At 38.1% G+C, this 14,034-nt stretch carries 16 protein-coding genes and 1 pseudogene; 6 read left to right on the top strand and 11 right to left on the bottom strand.

Translation table 11 applies throughout. The features are described 5' to 3' along the window. Nucleotides 1-133: 133 nt before the first annotated feature. The 3 genes and pseudogenes from ACMX9J_RS05145 to ACMX9J_RS05155 form a co-directional block, all read right to left on the bottom strand. Nucleotides 134-520: pseudogene (locus tag ACMX9J_RS05145) on the bottom strand (hypothetical protein); the annotation flags it as partial. Next, on the bottom strand, nt 516-965 hold the full coding sequence (locus tag ACMX9J_RS05150; RefSeq protein ID WP_416225495.1) for a GNAT family N-acetyltransferase: 450 nt from the start codon (nt 963-965) through the stop codon (nt 516-518). The pseudogene ACMX9J_RS05145 and the gene ACMX9J_RS05150, both read right to left, overlap by 5 nt. Continuing rightward, nucleotides 962-2,194, bottom strand: a complete 1,233-nt coding sequence (locus tag ACMX9J_RS05155) for an MFS transporter (protein ID WP_416225496.1) — start codon at nt 2,192-2,194, stop codon at nt 962-964. Before ACMX9J_RS05155 ends, ACMX9J_RS05150 begins: the two co-directional genes overlap by 4 nt. Nucleotides 2,195-2,322: 128 nt before the next feature. On the opposite strand from ACMX9J_RS05155, the gene ACMX9J_RS05160 reads away from it, so the two are divergent. After that, the gene (locus ACMX9J_RS05160) at nt 2,323-2,727 is read left to right on the top strand and encodes a hypothetical protein (RefSeq protein WP_047750663.1); all 405 of its coding nucleotides are present in this window, start codon (nt 2,323-2,325) and stop codon (nt 2,725-2,727) included. A gap of 43 nt (nt 2,728-2,770) precedes the next feature. After that, the gene (locus ACMX9J_RS05165) at nt 2,771-3,439 is read left to right on the top strand and encodes a glyoxalase (RefSeq protein ID WP_047750661.1); all 669 of its coding nucleotides are present in this window, start codon (nt 2,771-2,773) and stop codon (nt 3,437-3,439) included. Nucleotides 3,440-3,521: 82 nt separating this feature from the next. Here the strand turns inward: ACMX9J_RS05165 and ACMX9J_RS05170 are convergent, their stop codons facing one another. Next, nucleotides 3,522-4,034, bottom strand: coding sequence for a topology modulation protein (locus ACMX9J_RS05170; protein WP_028412932.1), 513 nt, complete (start codon nt 4,032-4,034; stop codon nt 3,522-3,524). Between the two features lie 253 nt (nt 4,035-4,287). On the opposite strand from ACMX9J_RS05170, the gene ACMX9J_RS05175 reads away from it, so the two are divergent. Next, a complete protein-coding gene (locus ACMX9J_RS05175) occupies nt 4,288-4,518 on the top strand; it encodes a hypothetical protein (RefSeq protein WP_013057513.1) in 231 nt (76 codons plus the stop codon). Between the two features lie 42 nt (nt 4,519-4,560). On the opposite strand, the gene ACMX9J_RS05180 is transcribed toward ACMX9J_RS05175, so the two are convergent. The 4 genes from ACMX9J_RS05180 to ACMX9J_RS05195 form a co-directional block, all read right to left on the bottom strand. Then, nucleotides 4,561-4,920, bottom strand: coding sequence for a hypothetical protein (locus ACMX9J_RS05180; protein WP_416225497.1), 360 nt, complete (start codon nt 4,918-4,920; stop codon nt 4,561-4,563). A gap of 62 nt (nt 4,921-4,982) precedes the next feature. Further along, complete coding sequence (locus tag ACMX9J_RS05185; RefSeq protein ID WP_047750660.1) at nt 4,983-5,744, bottom strand: glucose 1-dehydrogenase; 762 nt, start codon at nt 5,742-5,744, stop codon at nt 4,983-4,985. After that, on the bottom strand, nt 5,741-6,772 hold the full coding sequence (locus tag ACMX9J_RS05190; RefSeq protein ID WP_416225498.1) for a zinc-dependent alcohol dehydrogenase: 1,032 nt from the start codon (nt 6,770-6,772) through the stop codon (nt 5,741-5,743). Before ACMX9J_RS05190 ends, ACMX9J_RS05185 begins: the two co-directional genes overlap by 4 nt. 80 nt (nt 6,773-6,852) lie before the next feature. Beyond that, nucleotides 6,853-7,485: a GntR family transcriptional regulator gene (locus ACMX9J_RS05195; RefSeq protein WP_228307259.1), complete on the bottom strand. Its 633-nt coding sequence runs from the start codon at nt 7,483-7,485 to the stop codon at nt 6,853-6,855. Between the two features lie 211 nt (nt 7,486-7,696). Between ACMX9J_RS05195 and ACMX9J_RS05200 the strand changes: the two genes are divergently transcribed. Beyond that, nucleotides 7,697-8,155, top strand: coding sequence for a hypothetical protein (locus tag ACMX9J_RS05200; RefSeq protein ID WP_014459625.1), 459 nt, complete (start codon nt 7,697-7,699; stop codon nt 8,153-8,155). 29 nt (nt 8,156-8,184) lie between these two features. Here ACMX9J_RS05200 and ACMX9J_RS05205 read toward each other — a convergent pair whose 3' ends face one another. After that, nucleotides 8,185-9,066 (bottom strand): M23 family metallopeptidase, encoded by an 882-nt coding sequence (locus ACMX9J_RS05205; RefSeq protein WP_014459624.1) that lies wholly within the window; start codon nt 9,064-9,066, stop codon nt 8,185-8,187. 263 nt (nt 9,067-9,329) lie between these two features. Here ACMX9J_RS05205 and ACMX9J_RS05210 point away from each other — a divergent pair, with 263 nt between their 5' ends. After that, nucleotides 9,330-9,866 (top strand): histidine phosphatase family protein, encoded by a 537-nt coding sequence (locus ACMX9J_RS05210; protein ID WP_014459623.1) that lies wholly within the window; start codon nt 9,330-9,332, stop codon nt 9,864-9,866. Nucleotides 9,867-9,926: 60 nt separating this feature from the next. Here ACMX9J_RS05210 and ACMX9J_RS05215 read toward each other — a convergent pair whose 3' ends face one another. After that, complete coding sequence (locus ACMX9J_RS05215; protein ID WP_115654189.1) at nt 9,927-11,960, bottom strand: Na+/H+ antiporter; 2,034 nt, start codon at nt 11,958-11,960, stop codon at nt 9,927-9,929. Nucleotides 11,961-12,228: 268 nt separating this feature from the next. Between ACMX9J_RS05215 and ACMX9J_RS05220 the strand changes: the two genes are divergently transcribed. Next, a complete protein-coding gene (locus ACMX9J_RS05220; protein ID WP_014459621.1) occupies nt 12,229-13,542 on the top strand; it encodes a hemolysin family protein in 1,314 nt (437 codons plus the stop codon). Here the strand turns inward: ACMX9J_RS05220 and ACMX9J_RS05225 are convergent, their stop codons facing one another. Beyond that, nucleotides 13,543-13,989, bottom strand: coding sequence for a DUF4385 domain-containing protein (locus ACMX9J_RS05225; RefSeq protein WP_014459620.1), 447 nt, complete (start codon nt 13,987-13,989; stop codon nt 13,543-13,545). Nucleotides 13,990-14,034: the final 45 nt, after the last annotated feature.

Genomic DNA, 14,034 nt, shown 5'->3' on the forward strand with positions numbered 1-14,034 from the left:
AAAAGCCTAATTAGCATCTATTTTAATAGTGAATTAGCAATATGAATGGTAACGAATAACGCTCAGATTTTGTCTGAGCGTTATTCGTATATTATTTTAATGTCCTAATTGAATTAAGCCCCCGTTGGTTTTATTAATAAACATTTAGTATGTTGATTAATTTTATGATTTTTTTATCCTCACCTGGGTCAACGTGAACCAGCTTTGCATTTCGAATAATATCCTCTGTGTAATTTTTCATAAAATCCTTATCTACCTGAGCAGAACTGGACCAATGTGAAGGAACGTTGTACACGTTAATTGTACCATTTCCGTTACTACTATAAGTCACTGAACCATCAACAGAACGAGAACCCTCTAATGTAACAACGTCTTTTGGATAGCTAGCACTAGTATCGTCATAAATATTGACTAATTCTCCGGCTGAAATGTGGCGAACATTTAGCTCATCTATCTCTTGATTTGGTCCTAGCTGTAACCAAATTCGAGCATATTCAATTTGTTTGCTCGAATAGCTAGACTCTTTTTAAACTGTATTCATGAGTAATTTTATATTGATTATATACGCGTTTAAAACCGGTTCGTTCATAAAATAACTTCGCTTCCTCAGTATCTGTATAAAGAACGAGGCTGTCGTAGTAGTTCTCTGCATAGTGAATAATTTCTTTTAAAAGTCGCTTACCTATACCCTTTCTGCGAAACTGAGCTGAAACATAAAATCTTCTTACTCTTCCAACGTTAGCACACTTACTGTAAGGATCTTGATTAAGGGCCGCTACGGCTATTAATTCATTTTGTTCACCGTAAACTCCCCACAGTCTTTCGCCTGTTTTATTAAATACGTTTTGCCCGCTTTTATACTCCGCTATTAGCTTGGTAAGAAAGAAAAAGCCTTCCTCCTGGCTTTCTATTAACAGCTCTTTTATATCATGCTCCATAAGATACGTTAGCGTGATGATCTTCATATATTCTCTCCCCGTTCAACAGGTGATGTTGTTTCCACAGACTGCTTGTTATGAACTAATACTGCAATACCTATGAGAGACGTTACCAGCAATAGGAAGCTTGCAAATAGATATACAATCCTCACCCCAAAGAAGTCCGCTACTGTACCTACAAACGCGATAGAAAGAATAAACGCACCCTGTACAAGAGTTGATTTTGCCGCTATTACTTTAGAAAGAACCCCACTGCTGCAGGCATTTTGATAAATGGTTTCCTGCGCTGCGTCTCGAAGCTGATAGGCAGGACCCATCATTACCAAAAGTGCTAAAGCTAAATACGGGTTCGTTACTAAGCCGTAAAAACCGGTTAAAACAGCATAACCAATTGAGCCCGCGAACATAAGAAGCAAAAGCCTTCCTTTTACCATAGAAGACATTCGGTACACAATAATTCCTCCGACTATGCTTCCAAAATAATACGCACCGTTTATATATCCCCACCATACTTCTCCTTTTCCAAGCACTTCTTTCACAAAAGAAAGAGTAATAGCCCCAATCCAAATGGTTCCAACGAGTGATTCAGTTATGTCCATTATAACGAGTGCTCTGATGCGTTTATGTACCCATAAAAAGCGCCATCCTTCCATTAGCTTTGCCACGCTTCGCTTTTCTGGCTGCTTGTATCTATGAGCTTCTTTTATAAACAGCAAGCAAACAAACGAGAACAATAAAAGACCTGCCGTTATACATAAAGAATAAGTGAATCCTGTTAAAGACAAAACGAAACCACCAAGGGACCACCCTGCAAATAGAAAGGTTTGGTCAATTGTTGAAAGCAAACTATTCGCCTGCATTCTTTGACTATCACTTACTAAGCTGCGGACAACCGACGTTTTAAAAATAGTAAAAAAACCGTTAAAAAAAGAAATGATCCCAACAATGACAAAACACATCGCTAGTACTGTGACTGTAAATTCTTGTGTGAGTAGCATATACAATCCAGCGAGCATTCCTATTTGCATAACCTGTACAGCCCGCATAATATGAATAGATTTATATGTATCCGCTAGTAAAGGTACGCTAAGACCACTAAGGAGGCGAGCAAGTAAGCTCGTCATCGTAATCATTGATGCAAGAGCTGTTGAACCGGTGTTTTGATTTATATAGGAAGTGAGGGCCATTGTATAAAGAACAAAACCTACATTTGTGGTTACTTGACTTGCTGCTAAAAAATAAAAACGCTGAGTCAATTTTTTCTCCTTTCCGTTAGGCGTAACATACAAAGGGAGAATATTTTTTGTTAATTTTTCCCTTTTTAAACTATAACACTATTTGACGAAATCCAAAACTATCTATAATTTAGTAGATGGAGGTTTTTATGTTTAAATATAGTTTTCTTATTGTTCTTATTGCTTTTTTACTTATTAACTTTAACGGCCAGGAAAATCAAATTGTAGGTGGGAGAATAAAAAAAGAGCGAAGTGAGGTTTTCTTTGGAGAATATGACAGCTTTACAGGCCGCTACTCTCGGAGCATTAAACTCAAAAAAGGCGTAACCTACGCTTTTACACTATCTAAAAACACTAAAAGTGGAGACCTTTCTCTATATGTAGAAGATCCAAGACGTACACGTTTCTTTGAGATGACTAATAACTCTCTTTATCTAACACCCGAAAGAACGAGAAGATATCGTATTAACTTTATAGGCTCTGAGCATAAAGGATCTTTTCAGCTTCACTGGAAAAGCAGCGTTCAAAGGGATGATAATGAAACATCTGTTTAATGCCATGTGATTTAGACAACGTTTAAACGAGGAGGAATGGTTTATGATGATTAATCAAGCTGTCCTGTACACTCATCTATTGGACGAAATGAAGGATTTTTATGTAAACTCTCTCGATTTCCCTTTAACCGCCGTTTCGGCTGATTCTTTTTCCATTAAAGTTGGTGAAAGTGAGCTAACTTTTAAAGAAACTTCTCTACATACAAAGCCCTTTTACCATTTTGCTTTTAATGTTCCAGCAAACCGCTTTATGGAAGCAAAGAAATGGGCTACTCAGAGAGTCTTCCTCAATACAGAAGAGAAGAAAGATGAGATTTATTTTGAAGCATTTGATGCTCATTCGTTTTATTTTGAAGATCCTGCTCATAATATTGTTGAATACATTTCCAGATATTCAGACTGCCCGCCATCCAACGACCCCTTTTCTTCTAAGTCGCTTTTAAGCATAGGAGAAATCAACTTGACAACGCCTCATGTCCGCTCTGTAGGGACACAGCTTATTAACTCGGGTATCACCGTGCGCAACAACAGGCCATTAAACGAGAACTTTAACTTTTTAGGAAGCGACAGTGCGTTTTTTCTTGTAGGGGCGCCTAAAAGACGGTGGTTTTTTTCGGACCGAGACTCTGAAGTTCATCCATTAACGGTGAAGGTCAATCATTCTTTAACAGTTGCGCTGGACGAAAAAGGAATGCTGAAGATTACACAATAAATGATTGTTTTTTTAATATAGCCATGTAACAAGCGAACTTGTTACGTGGCTGTTTTTGTTCAAAATTCAGCTCGTACTCCACCTATAGGTTTTGTATATAGTTTTCGATGTCCTTTCTATTCATCAGCATAAAAACCTTGCAATCCTCATCGTTTCTAAGCTTTTCAAACCGTTTTCTCATCTTTTTTTGCCGCTCTCTGTACGTCGTAAGAATAAATGTAAAAAATGACCAATCTACTTTTTCAGGACATCCTTTTGCCATATCTTCACGCGTTTTTCTTGCATATACAATCCTCCGCTTTATCACTCGGTACACACAAACGATTAGCGGAAGCTCTAAATAAATAATGGTATCTGCACGCTTCACTCGCAGGTCATACGAATTGCTGTAGTTCCCGTCGATAATCCAGCTGTCTTTTTTTACAATGTGCTCCTGCAATTCTCTAAAACTATCATTGTCTCTTTCCGTCCAGCCCGGCTGCCAATACAGGCTGTCTAAATGATGTACTTCTAGATCAAGCTTTTTCCCTAATTTCTTGGCAAATGTGGACTTTCCTACTCCTGGAGAAACGCCCATTACCAGCACTCTTTTCATCTCATCACCTTACCTTTTTAGAAAATAAAGCTAATTGAAGAGAAGGCAACTGTTTATACTGACTCGGTGCACTAAAAGCAGACTGCTGTATAAAGAAGCTTCATGTTAGCAATTTTATTCACATAATTTTCAGATAACATATAAACATTCATCATAAATTTCTGTATTCCTTCTTGCTTTGTAGTAAATAGGTTGCTTTTATTAATCGTTTCCTTTACCTTAAATGTGAGTATATAAAAGTAAGGTGAAAAAAATGAATGCATCTATGCTAAAGAGATTTTTACGAAACCTCGGGATTTTTATTTATATTGTCATCGCAGCTATTAATATTTACTTAACGAGAAATGACTTGGGCGATATGCTTACTCGCCTTGTGCTGTTGACTATTTTACTTCCTTTGTTTTTTAGTTTTGTGTATGCGTTAGGAAAATCACATTTTAAAAGACAAGAAGAGCTCGCTGAACAAGAGAAGAAAAAAGAGTAAAAAAAGCCTTTTATAGAGGGGATTCCCCTTTCTAAAAGGCTTTTACTTTTTTTCATATAACTGAACATTAACTACATCAGGATTAACGTGATACTGCTTGGCAAGTTGATTTACGACTTGCTGAATCTCCTTCTTTTTATAGGAAGAAAGTTGTTCGGCGGGCAGAAGAACGAGAACTTGAGCTTCCGCATAGTCATTCAGCACTCTAACCTCTTGAAAACCATACTGCGTCAAAGCTGATTTTAACTCTTTTTCAAAGTCGCTGCTTTCTTGTGGGACGGCTATGGAGAACCGATTGTAAGAAACTAGCGAAACCTCTTTCTCTTCAGGCTTTGTATACACCGCCCAAGCAGTTGTCAGCACTGTGACAGCAATACCAACATTCAATACCCACACTTTCATACCATGAACGCCCCTTTTAATCGAGTTTGTTCATGATATGAAAAAATTTATTGGTTCATGCGTTATCTTCCTAGCCATCCTCCGTCTACGGCAAGCAAGTGCCCGTGAATATAAGCAGACGCATCAGATGCTAAAAAGACGACCGCTCCCTTAAAATCATCTGCTTGTCCCCATCTTCCTGCGGGAATACGTTCAATAATTTGTCTGCTGCGCGTTTCATCGTTAATAAGTGCTTCATTCATATCAGTAGCAATGTACCCTGGTACAATTCCATTAACATTTACGCCTTTTGCTGCCCATTCATTAGATAAAGCCTTTGTAAGCTGAGCAACTCCGCCTTTTGCTGCGGCATAAGCTGGAACGGTAATACCTCCTTGGTAAGAAAGCAAAGATGCCATATTAATGATTTTTCCGCTTCCTTGTTTAAGCATTTGGCGGCCCGCCTGCTGACATAACAGCCATACGGTTTTTAAATTAACGTTCATAACAGCGTCCCAATCTTCTTCTGCAAAGTCTACAGCGGGTGAACGTCTTTGAATGCCCGCGTTGTTCACTAAAATATCGAGCTTGCCAAAATAAGCAACAACCGATGAGATTGCTTCGCTTACTTCAGAAGCATTTTCTAGATCACAATTAACAATAAAACATTTTCTTCCGAGCCGTTCAATTTCTTCTTTTACTCCAAGAAATTCCTTTGATCTCTGCAGCAGAGCGATATCCGAACCTGCTTCTGCCAAAGCAATCGCCATTGATCTTCCAATTCCTCTTGTTGCTCCTGTAATCGCTGCCACTTTACCATCTAAAGAAAAAAAATCTACTGTCATTGTTCATTCTCCTCTCCGTTTGGTGCAAATAAAACCTTAAGTGATTCATCAGGCCGCTGCATAAACTCAAACCCCGCTTGAATATCTTCAAGCTGCAGTTTATGAGAAATTAAAGAATCTGCTGCTATTTCACCAGTTGCCAGTAAATCAATAGCCGTCTGAAAATCTTCCCTTGTATAACATCTCGTTGTAGTTAATGAAATTTCCTTAAAGTGCATTGCTGCTAAATCTACTTCTGGAGCGCTTTTGTATACGCTCACCACCACAATCTCTCCTTGAATACGGCTTGTTTCAACCATTTGTTTTGCTGTAATTTGATTTCCGGCTACTTCAAATACAACGTCTGCACCGACGTCATTCGTAAGCAAACGCACTTCTTTTACAACGTCTTTTTTCGCTGCATCAATTGGTATAAAGCCAAGTTCTTTCGCTTTAGTTAAGCGATAAGAACTAATATCTGAGATCATTACTTTTTTTGCTCCTGCTCGTTTCGCGATCATCCCGATCAGCAGTCCAATAGGTCCTGCCCCTAAAATGACAGCTTGGTCTCCTACTTTCAACCGCGAGCGTCTTACTGTATGTACGGCAACCGCTACAGGTTCTGCAAGAGCTGCATGATCGCTAGACAGTTTCTCTGGCAAGAGGTGAAGGCGGTTCACTGGAACAGCCACGTGCTGTGCGAATCCTCCATCTTGATCAATACCAATTAGTTTTAACTTCTTACAAACGTGAAACTGTCCTCTTACACAGGCTTCGCATGTTCCGCAGCTAAGCGTAGGTTCAACTGCTACCCGGTCACCTAAAGAAAATTCCGTTTCTCCTCGGATCTCCTCTATCACTCCGCTGAATTCATGCCCCATAATAAGTGGTGCTTGTGCTCTGGGGTGTTTTCCAAAATAAATCATCATATCCGTTCCGCAAATTCCAGCATGAGATACCTTTACAAGCGCTTCTCCTTCTTTTATAACCGGTTTCGCTTTTTGCTGCATAACGGCTTTTGCTTCTGAAACATAGACACCTGCTTTCATTTCTCCATCCCCTTTTGTATACTTGTCGACAAGTTAAAGAGAAAAAGGTCCAAAAACATTTTGAATCTTTTATCTCTTTTTTATGCTTCATTCAAAAGTGAAGCTGTTATCGTATTTCGCGTGTCTTCAAAGTGACGTTTCACTTCATCTTGAATACGTTCTGTATTTTGAGACTTTAATGCCTTAATCATTTCATGATGCTGCTTAATCAGTGGGAGCACAGCTGCTTTATCATCTCGAAACCTTTTTTCAGTCGTAATTAAAAGAGCAGCTAAAATAATTTCACGGATGCTTTCCCACAATTTTAATATCCGCTTGTGGTCTGCTTCGATAATCACGAGCTCATGAAACCGCAAATCTTGATAAGCAAACTCTACATAGTCATCGTATTTAGCTGCCATCTTCATTTGATCAATGCTTTGCTCCAGCTTTTTAATAAGCGAATCATGGTTGACTTCAGATAAACGTTCTAAGACAAAGTGTTCTAAAAGCAGACGAACATCGTACAGCTCGTTTAAATCCCTAGTTGTTAAACCAATAACAACTGCTCCCATTCGCTGTAAATCAATGAGCCCTTCGTTTGAAAGGATCCGCAGCGCTTCTCTTATAGGAGATCGACTCATTCCAAACTCTGCCGAGAGCTGATTTTCTGATAGTATGGTTCCTTTTTTCAGCTCGCCGCTCATAATTTGAATTCTTAATTTGCTTACCACTTGTTCTCCCAGCGAGGCTCCGCGAAGCCATCTTTCCGGATAGGTTACCTTTTTAATATGTCATCACTTCCTTAGTCAACTTGTATACAAGTATTCAAGATTTATTATATAGATAAGAAAGCTATTTGTAAACGTTTTCTTTATAAAATGTATATTTTTACAATTCTTTCTTACACTAAGAACTACTGATAAATAAAAGGTGGGAAGATGAATGAATCAAATTATATTGTGGGGGATTCTTGTTATTCCATGGTTTTTACTGCTGCTTCTTGATAAACAGCGAGTTAAACGATTTTTTACTGTAGGGTTGTTTGCTGCATTAATGATGACAATCGCTTATCAAGTAGCGGAAAAAATGCACTGGTGGACGGTTCAAGAAAACGTATTTTTTCTTACTAGCATGGGAGCAACGATTTATTGCCTTCATATAGTGATTACGATCTTTGTCTTTTACCTTACGTATCCCGGGTTTATCTTGTACATAATTGTTAACGTGATTTTGGATTTGATTCATGGTTATGTTATTGTTCCTTTTCTCGCTAAAATCGGGCTTTATAATCTGTATGAAATTAGTCATTTTGGGCTTTTCCTTGTCATGACTACTGTAGCCATTATCCTTTACTTGTTTCAACGGCTGCTTGACTTTATATTTGAGGAAATCCCTGCATAAAAAGCCACAGCAAACGCTATGGCTTTTTATCAATAGAAAAATGGAATAACTGTATCTCCGCGAATCGGTTCAATAGCCGCATGAAACTGAATTCGCAAACTTTTTGACGTTTCGATGTCAGCGGCATCCATGACGTGAAAATGAATGTGAGGTTCGGATGAATTCCCAGAATTTCCACACCTTCCGAGCAGCGTTCCTTTACGAACCACGTCTCCTTTTTTCACAGAAACCGACCCTTTCTTCAAATGTGAAAGCACACTGTATTCTTTTCCTTCATGCTCAATGATAACGTGATTTCCTAAAGGATTTTTTTTATTCGTGTGTCCTATTTCATTATCTTCTTGGCCATCAGCTGCTGCGATAACGACTCCTTCAAGCGGAGCTACAACCTTTTTTCCATATGCATAGTAATCTTCGTTTTTCATTCCATCATTTTTATAGCTTTGCTTTCCTTTTCGCACGACTAAATCATACGCATACCTTTGGTTTTCGACTGGATGGTGATAGTTTAACACCTCATGCTTTCCTCCCCAATAGACAAACCATTCACTTTGAATCGGCATTGTATATTTGTTTGTACTCCATCGCTCTCTCTCTGAAGATGATTCTATAGGAGCAAGCACAAGTGCTTGTATAATGTTATGTTCATCAAACATAACGCTGATGGTTTTTGTCTGCGTAGAATTTATCCAAATAAACTGCTCAATTTGAGGGGTTAAATAAAGATTTGTTTCTAGTCTGTAGAACTGTTCTCCTTGATTAAACAATTTGCTCTGCTCCAAAAATTGCTGAAGCGAAACTTGACGTTTAAATTCTTCGCTTACACAATCATAAAGCTTCTTAAAGTCCCCTTCTGCAAATAAAGTTCCAAACTCTTCTCTGATATTCACTTTTCTCTCTGTATCCATCATTGTAATCCACCCTTTTATATGTATTTCAATTTGTTTGAATTATCTATAAGTAATACGTTTTATGTTATAAAAAGGTTTCATTTTCCAATTATTCTATCTCAAAATCTTCTTCTATGCCGTATTTACAATTTTCTCAATCCATTTTATACTTATTTTACAAATATTTGAAAGGAGGTGCAGCATGATGAAAATAACGTTAAATAAGAAAATCAAGCTGCGCCGGGTAAGTGTTTTTGGCGCTTAGATTTTAAGGAGATTTCACAATGAAAGTAGCATTAGTACGTCATTACAAAGTAAACAAAGGGCTTCCAGAGAATCACCGCTTATCCACCGATGAACTAGTGGCTTGGTTTCAGGAATATGATGAATCAGATATTACGTATGGAGAGACTGATTTGAATAATATTGAATGGAAACGCTGTTTTTCAAGCGATATGCCACGAGCACACAAAACGGCAAAGCATATTTATAAACAAGAGATTACTCTTCTTCCGGAACTTAGAGAAATACCTATGCCCATTATTCCATTAAAATTTAAACTTCCTTTTATTCTCTGGGCATTACTGTTTCGCATGTCCGGACTCATCAACAAACAAGCTCGTAAAGATATGTCTGAGACTAAGAGAAAAGTAGCAGCAGTGCTAGATCGCGCTATTTCCGAGTCAGAAGACGATTTGCTGATTGTCAGCCACGGAGGCATTATGAAGTTTATGCGTAAAGAACTTATAAAACGCGGCTTTAAAGGGCCTCGGTTTGATATTGCTGTTAACGGAAAGCTTTATCTTTTTGAAAAGCAATAGAATGAAGCTTACTAGAAAAACATTCATAAAAAAGTCGCAGAGATCAGTCCCTGCGACTTTTTAATAACCATTTTCTTCAATTGTTAATGCTTCACGCAAAGCGATATCTTTTCGGATATTATGAGCGATTTCACGCGTGATTTCTCCTTTTTCATAAAGTTCTTGCACCGTTTCCCGCTCGGTATGAAACGCTTTATAACATAAATCTCTCGTTGCTTTTTTACGTTTGCCTGAATTATACTCCGTACTCTCTTTTCTAAGTCTTGCCATGGATCTATGGTATTCACTAATGATAGCAAGTGAAATCATTCGATTTTCTTCGTTCATATTTTCTTTAATGACCTTTATTGCTTCTTCCATCATTTGAATACGTACTTTGTTCACTTTGCTTCTTCTTCGCAAGCTTTGTTTTCTTAAAGCCTGCTTATTCGGTGAAAAAATTCGGACTAATAATAATAAAACTTTTTTAAACCTCATCCAGCTCACCAATAATTTGTACCTTACACGATTGGTTACAGCCATTTCAAGCTTGTGCGTATGTTCCAAACAAATATACGCTGTCTCACGGTCTATTTTTTCCTCTTTTAATAGCTTTTCCACCAATTTCCCCTTGGCCTGAAGAGCCAGCAATCGAATTTCTTCTTCATACTGTTTGTTTTCAGAGGCTTCTAAAGGATGAGTTTTAACAATGATGTTATTAATCGTTGTATTATACGTTGAAATTAACGAAAGGGCTGCTCCACGATTTTCCTCGGTCATTTCTCTTTTTAACCGCTGAATAGCAGCTTTGTGCACTTTGATGCGTGCTTTAACCTCTTTTGTATTGCGCTCAGGCTTCTTCGGCGCCTTTTCTGTTTTCGCAATAACAGGTAAAAGAATGCTTGCCGCAACTAAGGTTAACAATATAACGCCTGCTGCTAGAAAAATAATCAGAGAGCGTTCCGGAAAATCACTGCCGTTATCAAGCGTATATGGAATCGAAAACGCTCCGGCTAACGTAACAGCTCCTCGTACACCTGAAACCGTAATAATGCCAATAGACCGAGGCTCAGGTTTTAGATGCTTGTTATTTTTGTAATACCAGCCTACTGACCATGACACCATCACCCAAATAAATCGTAGTACAAGCAAAAAGACAGTAATAATCAAAATATAAAGAAGCACTTGTCCATTATTAAAGTTTGGATCTTGAATAATTGCTTTCGCCACTTTTGGTATTTGCAGACCAAGCAGTACAAACACCAAACCATTTAACAAATATAAAATAACCGTCCAAGTACTTTTTGATACTACTTTAAGCTGCTGGTTAGGTGATTCCTCTCGGTCGCGCTCAATCGCATGCACAATGCCACCTGCTACAACTGCCAAGATTCCTGATAAATGAAAATGCTCAGCAATGTAGAAGACAACAAATGGAGTTAGAATTTGTATTAACATATGAATCGTAATATCTTCCATTCCTAAACGTCGAACAAGTACACGCAGTCTGATAATCAAAAAAGCGATAAATGCTCCTACAAACAAACCGCCTAGCGCTACCCAAAGGAACTGAAATGTAGCATCTACGATGGAAAAGACGCCCGTTACGGTAGCAGCTACTGCTACTTGAAACGCTACAAGACCAGAGGCATCATTCATCAGCCCTTCGCCTTCCAGCAAATGCATAATTCGCTTAGGCAGCTTTACTCGGCTCGCCATAGCTCCAACAGCCACTACATCTGTTGGGGACAAAATAGCGGCTAGTGCAAATGCAGCCGGTAACGGAATGGAAGGAATGAGCCAATTGATTAGATATCCCCCTACTGCCACCGTTACAAAAACCAGTCCCAGCGCTAGTAATAAAATAGGTGTACGAAGCTTCCAAAGAGCAGCTCTTGACACGTTTTTCCCATCATTAAATAATAGCGGGGCAATAAATAAAATAAAAAATAATTCAGGCTCCAAATGGACATCTCCGCCAAATGGCAAGATAGCAAGCCCTGCTCCCAAAGCTATTTGAACTAATGGAACAGGAATAAATGGTACAAAATGATTAATGATATTAGATAGACCAATCAAAGCCAATAAGACTAATATCGTCAGAAAAAATTCCATAAAAACAATCGACTCCTACTTCTATTTACATCCTTTTAAAGTTTCACGTTATCTCTTTTCGTTCATTTTATAGTGTTTAGTTTACGCTTTTTCTGCCAAAAAATGTTGCGGGTTATTAAAAAGTGCTCTTTCTTTTCGGTAAGTTTATTTCTACGGAGATTAAGGGAACAGTATACATGATATTCTTTATTTACCATATAAATCAGCTCATCAAACTTTTATAAAGGAGGTGTTCCCTTATCCGTTTCAACGGGGTAAGGAGATAAATTTGGAAACAGTAAATGTCATCTTATTCATCGTATTAATCATATTAACAGCCTTTTTTGTTGCAACGGAATTTGCCGTCATTAGGGTACGGTCGACTAGAATCGACCAGTTAATTGAAGAAGGAAACCGGAACGCTTTAGCAGCAAAAAAAGTAGTATCAAATTTAGATGGTTATCTTTCAGCCACACAGCTGGGCATTACGGTTACCGCACTAGGTCTAGGATGGATAGGTGAACCTACGGTAGGTCATTTATTAGAGCCGCTTATTGACATGCTTCCTTTTGCTACATCACTTTCGCATGTCATATCTTTTGTTCTTGCTTTTTCGATTGTCACATTTTTAAATGTGGTAGCTGGAGAACTTGCGCCCAAAACGGTGGCGATTCAAAAAGCCGAACAAGTGACGCTGTTATTTTCCCGTCCCCTTATTCTTTTTTCTAAGTTACTTTATCCGTTTATTTGGCTTTTAAACCACTCAGCCAGAGGCGTTGTCGGATTATTTGGCCTGAAGCCAGCTTCTGAAAATGAAGTAGCTCATAGTGAAGAAGAGCTTAGAATTATTTTATCTGAAAGCTATGAGAGCGGTGAAATTAATCAATCGGAGTTTAAGTTCATGAATAATATTTTTGAATTTGATAATCGTACGGCTAAAGAAATCATGGTGCCTCGTACAGAAATTGTTAGCGTATCAGCAGATGAAACGATAGAAGAATTCTTAAAAATGGCTAGAGTAGAGCAATATACTCGCTATCCAGTAGTTGTAGATGGAAACAAAGATCAAGTGGTGGGATTAGTTAATATTAAAGAAATATTAGCTGATTACATAAAAGAAGATGATATTAAACCGCGTACCGTGCAAACATATATGAAACCCATCATTCAAGTTATTGATTCCATCGCCATTTACGACTTATTGCTTAAAATTCAAAAAGACAGAATTCACATGGCCATCTTAATAGACGAGTACGGAGGAACAACGGGGCTTGTAACGGTAGAAGATATTTTAGAAGAAATTGTTGGTGAAATTCGTGATGAATTTGATGATGATGAAATACCGGACGTACACAAAATTAATGAAAATCACTACGTACTAGATGCGAAGGTGTTGATTGAAGAAGTAAATGATTTACTCGGAACAAATATTGAACAAGAAGATGTTGATACCATTGGCGGCTGGATGCTGACCGAAAAGTTTGACCTTGCTAAAGGTGATAGCATCAAAAACGAAAGTTTTTCATTTAAAGTCATTGATATTGAACATCACCATATTAAACGAATCGAAATAACAAAGGAAAAAAGTACGGATACCAGCTAATTATCCGTACTTTTTTTGATGCTCTTTTTTCATTTGCAAATACTCTTTATTCTCTCGTACCTCCTTCCATTTTTCCATAAAAATAGATGCCGATTCTGCTTTTTGTTCATCAATTTGCCGTTCGTTCCGCTCACCGTCTTTGTTGTATTTCTTTCCGCCTTTGTAGTTCGCGTAGCGCCTCGATCGCGTGTATCCCATTTGGAGAAATTTCCGGGCCATGTCCATTCCAACAAAATCACTTTTTTCTTTGTAGGTTAAAAAAAGCTGATAGATGGCGTCGGCGGATTCCTCAGCAATTTCAGGTGTACGAAAACGCCAGTGAGGAAGAATTTCACTTTTATATGGCTCAACAAGGAGAACTCCTTGTTCTCCTTTTCCTACTCTATACTTTTCAGGATGTTTTCTAAAATCGATATGTTCAAAGTCAAGTGAATAATCAAATGCCACGGCTCTCCCCTCCTTTTTTGATCTCTACCCTTTACAAATGAATGA

It is taken from the genome of Priestia sp. RMT2NF4 (assembly GCF_047872835.1).
Classification (GTDB): Bacteria; Bacillota; Bacilli; order Bacillales; family Bacillaceae_H; genus Priestia; species Priestia zanthoxyli.

What these genes read in the sequence shown, in the direction of transcription:
- ACMX9J_RS05150 (WP_416225495.1), bottom strand. Translation starts at nt 965, where the DNA reads ATGAAGATCATCACGCTAACGTATCTTATGGAGCATGATATAAAAGAG.
- ACMX9J_RS05160 (WP_047750663.1), top strand. Translation starts at nt 2,323, where the DNA reads ATGTTTAAATATAGTTTTCTTATTGTTCTTATTGCTTTTTTACTTATT.
- ACMX9J_RS05165 (WP_047750661.1), top strand. Translation starts at nt 2,771, where the DNA reads ATGATGATTAATCAAGCTGTCCTGTACACTCATCTATTGGACGAAATG.
- ACMX9J_RS05170 (WP_028412932.1), bottom strand. Translation starts at nt 4,034, where the DNA reads ATGAAAAGAGTGCTGGTAATGGGCGTTTCTCCAGGAGTAGGAAAGTCC.
- ACMX9J_RS05175 (WP_013057513.1), top strand. Translation starts at nt 4,288, where the DNA reads ATGAATGCATCTATGCTAAAGAGATTTTTACGAAACCTCGGGATTTTT.
- ACMX9J_RS05180 (WP_416225497.1), bottom strand. Translation starts at nt 4,920, where the DNA reads ATGAAAGTGTGGGTATTGAATGTTGGTATTGCTGTCACAGTGCTGACA.
- ACMX9J_RS05185 (WP_047750660.1), bottom strand. Translation starts at nt 5,744, where the DNA reads ATGACAGTAGATTTTTTTTCTTTAGATGGTAAAGTGGCAGCGATTACA.
- ACMX9J_RS05190 (WP_416225498.1), bottom strand. Translation starts at nt 6,772, where the DNA reads ATGAAAGCAGGTGTCTATGTTTCAGAAGCAAAAGCCGTTATGCAGCAA.
- ACMX9J_RS05200 (WP_014459625.1), top strand. Translation starts at nt 7,697, where the DNA reads ATGAATCAAATTATATTGTGGGGGATTCTTGTTATTCCATGGTTTTTA.
- ACMX9J_RS05205 (WP_014459624.1), bottom strand. Translation starts at nt 9,066, where the DNA reads ATGATGGATACAGAGAGAAAAGTGAATATCAGAGAAGAGTTTGGAACT.
- ACMX9J_RS05210 (WP_014459623.1), top strand. Translation starts at nt 9,330, where the DNA reads ATGAAAGTAGCATTAGTACGTCATTACAAAGTAAACAAAGGGCTTCCA.
- ACMX9J_RS05215 (WP_115654189.1), bottom strand. Translation starts at nt 11,960, where the DNA reads ATGGAATTTTTTCTGACGATATTAGTCTTATTGGCTTTGATTGGTCTA.